Consider the following 11901-nt stretch of genomic DNA (forward strand, 5'->3'; position numbering starts at 1 on the left):
TATGTACCAGTTTGTACTGGGAAAAATTTCTACCCTCAGCGCTGACCCTCTGGCGTCAGTGCTGGCCGAACAGGCGCCCCAGGGGGCGCGTCGCAACCCCTGGCTGGCCGGGCGAACTCTGCTCGCCCGGGCCCTGTCGCCCTCCCCGGTGCCGGAAATCATCTTCGGAGAACAGGGGAAACCCGCCTTCGTCGATGCCCATCCGTACTGGTTTAACCTGAGCCACAGCGGGGATGATATCGCCCTGCTGTTAAGCGATGAGGGGGAAGTGGGCTGCGACATCGAAGTGATCCGCCCCCGGGATAACTGGCAGGCGCTGGCGAATGCCGTCTTTAGCGTCGCGGAACATGACGAGCTGGAGCGGGAGGCGCCGGAGGCAAAACTGTCGGCTTTCTGGCGCATCTGGACGCGCAAAGAGGCGATCGTTAAACAGCGCGGCGGCAGCGCCTGGCAGATTGTCAGCGTTGACAGCACCTTTACCTCTGCGCTGAGCGTCAGCCATTTCCAGCACGGCGAACTCAGCCTCGCCGTCTGTACGCCAACGCCCTTCACTCTTCATAACGGTGCACTTCAGGTTCTGTAACCCGCTTATTTCAAATTATTCGGAAAGTCTGCCGGCAGCTCGCTGGCAGCACAGTCAATGACAGCATCGTTATTGGCACCGCAGTCGCGCACAAAGGTAATGGTGGCGAACTCATCTATGACCTCGGTTGGATAGGCCGGGCCCGCCTCGCGATAAGAGACCATCAGCGGAATATGATCGTTCTGGAAGCAGACGGTTTTTTCCGGGTTATTCATCACCCAGCGCGGGAAGAAGATAGTGCCGTGGAACAGCTTGTCGCCGAGGTTCACAATCAGGCTCACATCGGTACCGGTCGGTTCAGTCCACGAAATTTTATAAATACTCTCGCCCACGCGAACGATATACGCCTGCTGATCTTTAACCCAACGGTTCGCCACGATCCCGCTGTGAATACGGTAGTCGAGGGTCTGTTCGTTTTTGACATAAATCTCGTAATTCCAGCCGTTATCGTAGGTGTATACCAGATGTTTGCCGACGAAACTGCTCAAATCATGTTTATCAAAATGGCTCATATTCTGTCTCCTCTGTTTCAATGAGGCCATCTTACGCCTGCAAAAATTAGATGAATAACGCTATGATTTAATCAAATTCATTCAAAAATTAGATGAGTCATGCACAAAACTACCCTTGAGCAGTGGTCATTGCTTGAACGCGTCGTTGAGTTGGGCAGCTTTGCCCGCGCCGCAGAGGAGACGCATCGCAGCCAGTCGTCCGTCAGTTATAACCTGGCGTTGTTGCAGGAGCGGCTGGGCGTGGCGCTCCTGGTTCAGGCGGGTCGTAAGGCGGTGCTGACCCCGGAAGGGGAGCTGCTGTTAAATCAGGTCAAACCGCTGCTGAACGCCTTTACCCTGCTGGAGACTCGCGCCATGACGCTACGCAACGGGATGCGTACCCGACTGGATGTGGTGGTGGACAGTATTTTCCCTCGCCGTCATCTGTTTGCCATTCTGCGCCAGTTTCAGCAGCGCTATCCGCAAACCGAGGTGCATCTGACCGAAATACTTGAGAACGCCGGCGAGGCGCTGATCCCGGGCGAAGCCGACGTGATGGTGCTAACCCGCCGCCAGGATGTGACCGGGCGCGGCGAGTGGCTGATGAATATCGATTTTGTCGCCGTGGCGCATCGGGATCATCCGCTGTTTGCACACGACACGCCGCTCACTGATGAAATGCTACGCCCCTGGCCGCTCATCCAGATCGCCGGGCAGAACTACGCCGCGCCTCCCGGCGGCGAAGCCTGGACCTTCTCCACCATCGACGCTGCTATCGATGCGGTGATGTATCAGGTGGGGTATGGCTGGCTGCCGGAAGAGCGAATTCAGCAACAGCTGGAAAGCGGTGTGCTGAAAACAGTGCCCCTGAACCACGGCACGCGCCGAGCCACACCGCTGCATCTGATTGTAAAACGCACGCTCGCCCCGCTCGACGAACAGGTTGAAACCTTACTGCACCTCTTCAGCCAGCCGTCGTAAAGGTGAACTGCTACGCTTAACGGTCTGAACTTCAACTATGACATGGAGCAGACCATGAAAATCGATCTTACGGGGAAAGTGGCGCTCGTAACCGCCTCCACCGGCGGCATTGGCTTCGCCATCGCCAGAGGGCTGGCAGAAAGCGGTGCAGAGGTGATTGTTAACGGACGCAGCATCGACTCGGTCAACCGGGGCATCCAGGAGCTGCAGCAGGCGATACCCGGCGTGCAGGTGCGGGCGGCGATGGCCGATCTCAGCACTGCTGACGGCGTGGAGGAGCTGCTGAAGGTCGCCTCTGGCGTCGATATTCTTGTGAACAACGCCGGAATTTACGGGCCGCAGGATTTTTACGCCACCGACGACGAGACCTGGAATAACTACTGGCAAACCAACGTGATGTCCGGGGTACGTCTGTCCCGCGCCCTACTGCCCGGCATGGTACAAAAAGGCTGGGGCCGGGTGGTGTTTATCTCTTCAGAGTCGGCCTGCAATATTCCGGCGGACATGATCCACTACGGCGTGACGAAAACCGCCCAGCTGTCACTGGCGCGCGGGCTGGCCAAATTTGTCGCCGGCAGCGGTGTCACCGTGAACAGCGTCTTGCCAGGCCCGACGATGTCGGACGGCTTCGCGGAGATGATGAAAGACGAGATAGCGAAAACCGGGAAATCACTGGAGACGCTGGCGAAAGAGTTCGTCATGACTCACCGCCCAAGCTCGGTCATTCAGCGGGCTGCCACGGTAGACGAGGTGGCGAACATGGTGGTCTATGTCTGTTCCCAGCAGGCGTCTGCTACCTCCGGCGCGGCGCTGCGCGTCGATGGCGGCGTGGTGGACGATATTATCTAGCCATGCCAGTGGCCGCCCGTCCGCTGGCGGGTGGCATCTGCTGCTAAAGCAGGTAAACTGGGGGCAGAATCTATATTTCAGCTAAGACTTCGTTATGACCAATATGATTGCCGATGAGGCAGTGGCAAAATCCAGCGTGCTTTCCGTATTTGATTTCGACGGCACGCTGACGCATCACGACAGCTTTATCCCTTTCTTACGCTTTGCGTTCGGCAAACGCTATTTTGCCGGTCGCCTGGTGCGGATGGCCTTACCGACCATTCACTGTGTGCGCCGCAAGCTGACCCGTGACGAGCTGAAAGAGGTGCTGATTCGGACCTTCCTGACCGGCGTGGATGAGCGCTGGCTGCGTCAGCAGGCCGAACTGTTCTGCGAGAAATACTGGAACAAACTGATGCGCCCGCAGGGCGTACTGGCGGTGGCCGCGGAAGTGAACTCCGGTGCGGAAGTGACGATTTGCTCGGCATCACCGGCGCTGGTATTGCAGCCCTGGGCCGACAAGCTCGGCATTAAGCTTATTGGCACCCAGCTGGAAGTGAAAGACGGCAAGCTGACCGGGCGGATCACCGGGCATAACTGTCGCTGTGCGCAGAAGGTGGCCCGACTGGAGAACGTCTACGGCAGCCTGAACAATTACCATGTGCGCGCCTGGGGCGATACCCGCGGCGATCACGAACTGCTGGCTGCGGCGCAGGATCCGCACTGGCGGCATTTCCATCCGCCGCGTGCGCGCCGGAATTCACCTATTAAGCCGTAAAACATGCCGGGTGGCGGCGTCGCCTTACCCGGCCTACAACATCCGTAGGCCCGGCAAGCGCAGCGCCGCCGGGCAATACCACTCAGGCTTCCCGTTTCCCCGGGAATAGCAGGCTCGCCACAATTCCCATCGCCAGCACGCCCAGTACCACTAACAGACTCGCCGTGGCCCCGATGCCATAGCCGTGATGCCAGAAGTGATCCGTAGCGTTCAGGCCGAGCTTAAAGGCCACGAAGAACAGCAGCGCGATCACCGCTTTCTCCAGATGCACCAGGTATTGCTTCAGCGCCTCAAGCACAAAATAGAGGGTACGCAGGCCGAGGATCGCAAACATCATCGCGCTGTAGATGATCAGCGGCTCGCGGCTGACGGCGATGATCGCCGGTACCGAGTCAAAGGCGAACATCACGTCGGAAAGCTCCACCACCGCCACGCAGAGCAGCAGCGGCGTGGCATAGCGCTTCGCCTTCTTCACCCGTCCGACCATCACATCCTGGTTCTCCGGTTTTTCCAGCTCGGCATCCACCTCTTTCTGGCTCAGCAGGAAGGCGTTGCCGGTGATTTTCGGCCAGATCGGATAGAAGCGTTTGACCGCCCGGTAAGCCAGGTGCTGAGAGTAATCCTCAATCTCGTCCTGCTCTTCGCCGCGCTTGAGCATCATTACCGCCGTCCAGGCCACAATCAGGGCAAAGACCACTTCCACGTACGGCCCGAGGCTCAGCAAGCTGGTGCCGATGGCGACGAAGATCCCGCGGAAGACGATAGCGCCAATCACCCCCCAGTAGAGCACCCGGTGACGATACTGATCCGGCACGCCGAACCAGGCGAAAATCGCCATCATCACGAACAGGTTATCAACGGAGAGCACCTCCTCCAGCGCATAACCGGTGAGGAACAGGCTCGCCACTTCGGCACCGTGATGAACGTACAGGAACCCGGCGAACGCCATTGCGGTCATTACCCAGAAGATCGACCAGAGCGCGGCACTTTTCAGTGAAATCGGTTTGTCATGGCGATGCATGAAGAGGTCGATAAACATCGCCCCGACAGCCATAACCACAAATACAACAACGGTTTCCGTCGGGAAACCGAGATGAGCAGATGACATACACAACCCTTTTTGAAGACAAAATACAAACCATGCAGACTGGCGAAGCCAGTAAAGAAAAGGGGGGACCGTTAACGACCTTCTCCCCTTAAAAAGTAAACCGCCGTATTTTACCTTACATTAACGTAGTTCTGCGTTTTTATTCACCCGCTGCCAGCGCTTCAGCACAGGCCCAGGCGCTGGCCCAGGCCCACTGGAAATTGTAGCCGCCCAGCCAGCCGGTCACGTCCACCACCTCCCCGATAAAATAGAGTCCCGGCACGTTGCGGGCCTCCATGGTGCGGGACGAAAGTTCGTTAGTGTCGACGCCGCCGAGGGTCACTTCCGCGGTGCGATAGCCTTCGGTGCCGTTGGGCTGCACGCGCCAGGCGGTTAAGGTCTCCACCAGCGCCTGCTGGTCACGGCTGTTGAGCTGCTTCAGCGACACATCGGGAATCTGCCCCAGCAGCTGCAGGCACTCCACCAGCCGCTTCGGCAGCTGCATGGCTAAGGTGTTTTTCAGGCTCTGGTTAGGATGCGCCGCGCGCTGTTCGTCGAGGAAATTCTGAAGATCGCAATCCGGCACCAGATTGACGGTGACGAACTCCCCCGGCTGCCAGTAGCTGGAGATTTGCAGTACCGCCGGGCCGGAGAGACCGCGGTGGGTAAAGAGCAGGTTCTCACGAAATACGGTGCCGTCTTCAGCGGCGATCACCGAAGGTACCGAGACGCCGGAGAGCGTTTGCAGTTGCTCCAGTAAGGGTTTATGCAGGGTGAACGGCACCAGACCGGCACGGGTCGGGAGCACCTTCAGACCAAACTGTTCGGCAATTTTATAGCCAAACGGCGACGCGCCCAGCCCTGGCATTGAGAGCCCGCCGCTGGCGATCACCAGCTTTTCCGCACTCACCGTTTCACCGTTCAGCTGCAGGGTATAACCCGTCTCATCGCGGGCAACTTCCAGCACTTCGCTGCGCAAACGCAGGGTAACCTGACCTTTTTCGCACTCGGCTACCAGCATATCGACAATCTGTTGCGCCGAGTCGTCGCAAAACAGCTGGCCGAGAGTTTTCTCATGCCAGGCGATACCGTGTTTGCCTACCAGTTCAATAAAGTCCCACTGAGTGTAGCGTGCCAGTGCAGATTTACAGAAATGACGGTTCTGACTCAAATAAGCCGCGGGTTCGATATAAAGATTAGTAAAATTACAGCGGCCCCCGCCAGACATCAGGATCTTACGACCTGGTTTTTTGCCGTTATCGAGCAGCAGAACCCGGCGCCCTGCCTGTCCGGCCATCGCCGCACAGAATAAACCTGCCGCACCGGCGCCAATAATAATGGCATCATACTTTTCCACGTCTCGATTCTCCTGATTTTGAGGGCGCGAATTGTAAAGTTTCCTCAAGAAGCGTTCCAGCTTAAATATCCGCGATCTCATTCATTTAATTGAAATTTAATAAATAATTCTTTTACTGCTACGCTTATGTCAGTAGGCAAATCAAAAAAAGTCTATATTTCACTTTGCCCGTTGCGCATTTGTCCTGGATAATGCGCCGCGTTCATGTCCTCAAGATGGCGTAACGTCCTATGCTACATTTGTTTGCTGGCCTGGATTTTCATACCGGGCTTTTACTCTTGCTTGCTCTGGCCTTTGTATTGTTCTACGAAGCGATTAACGGCTTCCATGACACTGCGAACGCAGTCGCAACGGTTATCTACACTCGTGCTTTACGATCGCAAGTTGCGGTTGTGATGGCCGCGGTGTTTAACTTCTTTGGTGTTCTTCTGGGAGGTCTGAGCGTAGCCTACGCCATTGTGCATATGCTGCCAACGGATCTGCTACTCAATGTCAGTTCCGGCCATGGCCTGGCCATGGTGTTCTCGCTGCTGTTTGCTGCAATTATCTGGAACCTCGGTACCTGGTATTTCGGCCTGCCAGCATCCAGTTCTCACACGCTGATCGGCGCCATCATCGGTATTGGTTTAACCAATGCGCTGATGACCGGTACGTCTGTGGTGGACGCGCTGAATATCCCTAAAGTAATAGGTATCTTCGGTTCACTGATTATTTCTCCGATTGTCGGTCTGGTTGTCGCGGGTGGTTTGATCTTCCTGCTGCGTCGTTACTGGAGCGGCACCAAAAAACGTGCCCGTATCCACCTGACGCCAGCCGAGCGTGAAAAGAAAGACGGTAAGAAAAAGCCGCCATTCTGGACGCGTATTGCCCTGATCGTCTCTGCTATCGGCGTGGCCTTCTCTCATGGCGCGAACGACGGCCAGAAAGGGATTGGTCTGGTAATGCTGGTGCTGATCGGCGTGGCACCGGCGGGCTTCGTGGTGAATATGAATGCCACCGGCTACGAAATTACCCGTACCCGTGACGCAATCAATAACGTCGAAACCTATTTCCAGCAGCGTCCTGACCTGCTGAAAAAAGCCACCGGCGTTGATCAGCTGATCCCTTCTCCGGAAGCAGGCGCAACCCAACCGGCTGAGTTCCATTGCCATCCGGCCAATGCGATCAACGCGCTGGAGCGGGCGAAAGGCATGCTGACCGATGTTGAAAGCTACGACAAGCTCACGCCTGAGCAGCGTGGCCAGATGCGTCGTATCATGCTGTGCATCTCCGACGTGACCGAAAAAGTGTCCAAACTGCCGGAAGTTTCTGCTGACGACAAACGTCTGCTGAAGAAGCTGAAAGTCGACATGTTGAATACCATCGAGTACGCACCGATCTGGATCATCATGGCGGTGGCGCTGGCGCTGGGCCTCGGTACGATGGTCGGCTGGCGTCGCGTGGCGACAACGATTGGCGAGAAGATCGGTAAGAAAGGCATGACCTATGCCCAGGGGATGTCTGCTCAGATGACGGCAGCGGTCTCTATCGGTCTGGCAAGCTACACCGGTATGCCGGTATCCACTACCCACGTTCTCTCTTCGTCCGTGGCGGGTACCATGCTGGTTGATGGCGGCGGTCTGCAGCGCAAAACCGTGACCAGCATTCTGATGGCCTGGGTGTTTACCCTGCCGGCTTCCATTCTGCTGTCTGGCGGTCTGTACTGGACCTCCCTGCAATTCCTCTAATCGCAGGCAGATAACAACGCTAAAAGCGGGTCAGGTAACTGGCCCGCTTTTTTTTGCGCTCAATGCCAGATGAGGAGAGCCACCATGCTCACCACTACCAGGCCGCACAGCGCGCTGGTCAGAATGAACTGACGGCGCAGGCGCTCGCAGCGGCGGATAAACTCATCATCATGATGATCGCGATAACGCTGGGCATAGATATACCACACCAGGCGCATCTGTTTACTGGGTTGCCCATGCGAGGTGAAGAAGCCCCCACCGTCGACATACTGATAAAGCAACGGATCGCAGCCACGAAGTACTACTAATAGCGCGCGTAAGGACGAGAAATAACGCGCCATATTCACGATGCAAACCACACATAACGCCCAAAACAATGCGACGGTGCTAATCATACTTCCTCCCCGGCGTCCGCCCGCGAAGCAATGCTTCGGGACTACCGCACCCATGCCCTGACAGACGGTTCAGTGAAAGAGAGACTCAAAAGCCGATCGGCTTCACATTTTAGTATCCGAACGGCTTATTCATAGTGTAGGAGATCCGCTAATTTTTTTGCCACAAGGTTAATCGTTATCAACACCAATGCTTGAAAATTTTGTTTAACTGGGCCGTAATGAAAGCAGGTAGACGACTGCTAAACGCATTGGTCATCGATAACTTAAGGAAGGAGTAACACTATGGCTTATAAACACATTCTTATCGCGGTTGACCTCTCCCCGGAGAGCAAGGTGCTGGTTGATAAAGCGGTATCCATGGCGCGTCCGTACAATGCGAAAGTTTCCTTAATTCACGTGGACGTTAACTACTCCGATCTCTATACCGGCCTGATTGATGTGAATCTGGGCGACATGCAGAAGCGTATCTCCGAAGAGACTCACCAGGCGCTGACCGAACTCTCCACCAACGCGGGCTATCCAATCACCGAAACCCTGAGCGGCAGCGGCGACCTGGGACAGGTGCTGGTCGATGCAATCAAGAAATACGATATGGATTTGGTGGTCTGCGGCCATCACCAGGACTTCTGGAGCAAGCTGATGTCCTCAGCGCGTCAGCTAATTAACACCGTGCACGTGGATATGCTGATTGTGCCGCTGCGCGACGAAGACGACGAGTAAGTGCGAAATGCCCGGTGGCGCTAACGCTTACCGGGCCTACAAAACCAAACCGTAGGCCGGGTAAGGCGAAGCCGCCATCCGGCTTTTTTATTCCGGGGTGCCGGAATAAATATCAAACCGGTGCCCTTTGGTCACCACCGCATTGGTCGTCGCGACCTCCGCCAGCGGCGGGGCATAGTCCGGACGTTTAACCACTACCCGCTTCGTTGCCAGCAGGCGAGCAGGTTCCAGCAGACCATCTGCGTCTAAGTCCGGCCCCACCAGCGACTGAAACACCCGCATCTCTTTCTTCACCAGCGCGCTTTTCTGCTTATGCGGGAACATGGGGTCGAGATAGACCACCTGCGGACGCGGGGTGATATCCGTCAGCGCCGTCAGGCTGGAGGCATGGATCAGCTGTAACCGCTCCTGCAACCATGAACCAATCTCCGGATCGGCATAGCCGCGGGCCAGGCCGTCATCCAGCAGGGCGGCGACCACCGGGTTGCGCTCCAGCATCCGCACCCGACAGCCCACCGAGGCCAGCACAAACGCATCGCGCCCCAGTCCGGCGGTGGCATCCACCACATCCGGCAGATAGCTGCCTTTGATCCCCACCGCTTTGGCGACCGCTTCACCGCGACCGCCGCCAAACTTGCGCCGGTGGGCCATTGCGCCACCGACGAAATCAACAAAAATGCCGCCGAGTTTCGGTTCGTCGCGTTTACGCAATTCCAGATGCGCTGTCGTCATCACCAGCGCCATCAGGTTTTCTTCATCGTGTTCCAGCCCCCAGCGGGCCGCCAGAACAGATAAGGCGCCGTCTCCGGCGCCTGTCTCATCTACTAAGTGAATCTTCACGAATCAACTAACCCTTGATGCCGTAATGCTCAAGCATCGCATCCAGCTGTGGCTCGCGACCACGGAAGCGTTTGAACAGCTCCATTGGCTCTTCGGAACCGCCGCGGGTCAGGATGTTATCGAGGAACGACTGACCGGTTTCGCGGTTGAAAATCCCCTCTTCTTCGAAGCGGGAGTAGGCGTCTGCCGCCAGCACGTCGGCCCACAGGTAGCTGTAGTAACCCGCCGCATAACCACCCGCAAAGATATGGCTGAACGCATGCGGGAAACGACCCCAGGCCGGGCCAGGGATCAGGGCAACCTGCTTCTTGATCTCCGCCAGGGTTTCGAGCACCTTCGCGCCCTGCTCCGGGCTGAACTCAGCATGCAGACGGAAATCGAACAGGCCGAACTCCAGCTGACGCAGGATAAACATCGCCGCCTGGTAGTTTTTCGCTTCCAGCATTTTATCCAGCAGCGCTTTTGGCAGCGGCTCACCGGTCTCGTAGTGGCCGGAGATAAAGGCCAGTGCGTCCGGCTCCCAGCACCAGTTTTCCATAAACTGGCTTGGCAGTTCGACCGCATCCCACGGCACACCGCTGATACCGGCCACGCCTGCGGCTTCGATACGGGTCAGCATATGGTGCAGACCGTGACCGAACTCGTGGAACAGGGTGATCACTTCGTCATGGGTGAAGAGCGCAGGTTTGCCGCTGACCGGACGGTTGAAGTTACAGGTCAGGTAGGCCACCGGCTTTTGCAGCGAGCCGTCGGCTTTACGCATCTGGCCCACGCAGTCGTCCATCCACGCGCCGCCGCGTTTGTTTTCGCGAGCATAGAGGTCGAGATAGAAGCTGCCGCGCAGTTCGTTTTTATCGTCATACAGTTCGAAGAAACGGACATCGTCGTGCCACACTTCCACATCGTTGCGCTCTTTGGCGGTGATGCCATAGATGCGTTTCACCACTTCAAACAGGCCGTTAACGGCTTTGTTTTCCGGGAAGTATGGGCGCAACTGCTCATCGCTGATGCTGTAGAGATGCTGCTTCTGTTTCTCGCTGTAATACGCGATATCCCACGGCTGCAGCTCATCGACGCCGAACTCCGCTTTGGCAAAGGCACGCAGTTGGGCCAGCTCTTTCTCGCCCTGAGGACGGGCGCGTTTGGCCAGATCGGTTAAGAAGTCCAGCACCTGTTGTGGGTTTTCCGCCATTTTGGTGGCGAGGGATTTATCCGCGTAGCTGTCAAAGCCCAACAGCTGCGCCAGCTCGTGACGCAGGGCGAGGATTTCCGCCATCACCGGGGTGTTATCCCACTTACCGGCATTCGGACCCTGATCGGAGGCGCGGGTGCTGTAGGCGCGGTACATCTCTTCACGCAGGGCCTGGTTGTCGCAGTAGGTCATCACCGGCAGATAGCTGGGGATATCCAGGGTCAACAGGTAACCTTCCTGCTCTTTCGCCTCGGCCTGGGCTTTCGCCGCCGCCAGTGCGCTCTCAGGCATACCTGCCAGTTCGGCTTCGTCGGTAATCAGCTTCGTCCAGCCCATGGTAGCGTCCAGCACGTTGTTGCTGTACTGATTGCCCAGCTCGGACAGGCGGGTGGCGATTTCGCCGTAACGCTGCTGCTTGTCTTTCGCCAGACCGATGCCCGACAGTTCAAAATCGCGCAGGGCGTTATCAACCGCCTTTTTCTGGGCGATGTTGAGGGTGGCATAGTTATCGCCCTCACGGAGATCGCGGTACGCCTGGTACAGCCCTTCGTGCTGGCCGACCCAGGTGCTGTATTCCGACAGCAGCGGCAGGGTTTGTTCGTAGGCTTCACGCAGCTCCGGGCTGTTTTTCACTGAGTTCAGGTGGCTGACCGGGGAGAAGATGCGGCCAAGCACATCATCCACTTCCGCCAGCGGCTGACACAGGTTTTCCCAGCTGTAAGGGGCCCCCTGCGCAACCACGCTTTCGACGGCGGTACGGCAATCGTCCAGTGCTTTGGTGACAGCGGGAACAACGTGTTCAGGCAGAATGGAGGAAAACGGTGGCAACGAAAAAGGCGTCAGTAATGGATTGGTCATAAGCACTGTCCTGTTAAATGAGTGAATGAAGCGCGCATCCTGCGCGAGCATATTGTTTCCAGGA

12 protein-coding genes are annotated in these 11901 nt (G+C 57.0%); 6 read left to right on the plus strand and 6 right to left on the minus strand.

Going from position 1 to position 11901, the window contains the following annotated elements:
• Window position 1: 1 nt before the first annotated feature.
• On the plus strand, window positions 2-583 hold the full coding sequence (gene acpT, locus G7090_RS22170) for a 4'-phosphopantetheinyl transferase AcpT (RefSeq protein ID WP_106995290.1): 582 nt from the start codon (window positions 2-4) through the stop codon (window positions 581-583).
• Window positions 584-588: 5 nt separating this feature from the next.
• Here acpT and G7090_RS22175 read toward each other — a convergent pair whose 3' ends face one another.
• Entirely contained in the window at window positions 589-1095 is a 507-nt protein-coding gene (locus G7090_RS22175) for a phenolic acid decarboxylase (RefSeq protein WP_166184555.1), read from the minus strand.
• Between the two features lie 99 nt (window positions 1096-1194).
• Here G7090_RS22175 and G7090_RS22180 point away from each other — a divergent pair, with 99 nt between their 5' ends.
• The 3 genes from G7090_RS22180 (at window position 1195) to G7090_RS22190 (ending at window position 3661) form a co-directional block, all read left to right on the plus strand.
• Window positions 1195-2055, plus strand: a complete 861-nt coding sequence (locus tag G7090_RS22180; RefSeq protein WP_166184557.1) for a LysR family transcriptional regulator — start codon at window positions 1195-1197, stop codon at window positions 2053-2055.
• 54 nt (window positions 2056-2109) lie between these two features.
• On the plus strand, window positions 2110-2904 hold the full coding sequence (locus G7090_RS22185; RefSeq protein WP_166184561.1) for an SDR family NAD(P)-dependent oxidoreductase: 795 nt from the start codon (window positions 2110-2112) through the stop codon (window positions 2902-2904).
• A gap of 94 nt (window positions 2905-2998) precedes the next feature.
• Window positions 2999-3661: an HAD family hydrolase gene (locus G7090_RS22190; protein ID WP_207630088.1), complete on the plus strand. Its 663-nt coding sequence runs from the start codon at window positions 2999-3001 to the stop codon at window positions 3659-3661.
• An 82-nt stretch (window positions 3662-3743) separates the two neighbouring features.
• On the opposite strand, the gene G7090_RS22195 is transcribed toward G7090_RS22190, so the two are convergent.
• Window positions 3744-4769: a TerC/Alx family metal homeostasis membrane protein gene (locus G7090_RS22195; protein ID WP_166184566.1), complete on the minus strand. Its 1026-nt coding sequence runs from the start codon at window positions 4767-4769 to the stop codon at window positions 3744-3746.
• A gap of 139 nt (window positions 4770-4908) precedes the next feature.
• Window positions 4909-6105 carry an NAD(P)/FAD-dependent oxidoreductase gene (locus G7090_RS22200; RefSeq protein ID WP_166184569.1) on the minus strand — a complete coding sequence of 399 codons (1197 nt, stop codon included), beginning with the start codon at window positions 6103-6105 and terminating at the stop codon, window positions 4909-4911.
• 230 nt (window positions 6106-6335) lie between these two features.
• On the opposite strand from G7090_RS22200, the gene pitA reads away from it, so the two are divergent.
• Window positions 6336-7832 (plus strand): inorganic phosphate transporter PitA, encoded by a 1497-nt coding sequence (gene pitA / locus G7090_RS22205; protein WP_106995297.1) that lies wholly within the window; start codon window positions 6336-6338, stop codon window positions 7830-7832.
• A 59-nt stretch (window positions 7833-7891) separates the two neighbouring features.
• Here the strand turns inward: pitA and uspB are convergent, their stop codons facing one another.
• Window positions 7892-8227, minus strand: coding sequence for a universal stress protein UspB (gene uspB, locus G7090_RS22210; protein WP_106995298.1), 336 nt, complete (start codon window positions 8225-8227; stop codon window positions 7892-7894).
• 282 nt (window positions 8228-8509) lie between these two features.
• Between uspB and uspA the strand changes: the two genes are divergently transcribed.
• Entirely contained in the window at window positions 8510-8947 is a 438-nt protein-coding gene (gene uspA / locus G7090_RS22215; protein WP_032615029.1) for a universal stress protein UspA, read from the plus strand.
• Window positions 8948-9034: 87 nt separating this feature from the next.
• On the opposite strand, the gene rsmJ is transcribed toward uspA, so the two are convergent.
• Together rsmJ and prlC are read right to left on the minus strand one after the other, a co-directional pair.
• The gene (rsmJ, locus tag G7090_RS22220; protein ID WP_106995299.1) at window positions 9035-9787 is read right to left on the minus strand and encodes a 16S rRNA (guanine(1516)-N(2))-methyltransferase RsmJ; all 753 of its coding nucleotides are present in this window, start codon (window positions 9785-9787) and stop codon (window positions 9035-9037) included.
• A gap of 7 nt (window positions 9788-9794) precedes the next feature.
• Window positions 9795-11837 carry an oligopeptidase A gene (gene prlC / locus G7090_RS22225; protein ID WP_166184574.1) on the minus strand — a complete coding sequence of 681 codons (2043 nt, stop codon included), beginning with the start codon at window positions 11835-11837 and terminating at the stop codon, window positions 9795-9797.
• Window positions 11838-11901: the final 64 nt, after the last annotated feature.

The sequence above is a fragment of the Leclercia sp. 29361 genome, assembly GCF_011290365.1.
Lineage (GTDB): Bacteria > Pseudomonadota > Gammaproteobacteria > Enterobacterales > Enterobacteriaceae > Enterobacter > Enterobacter tamurae.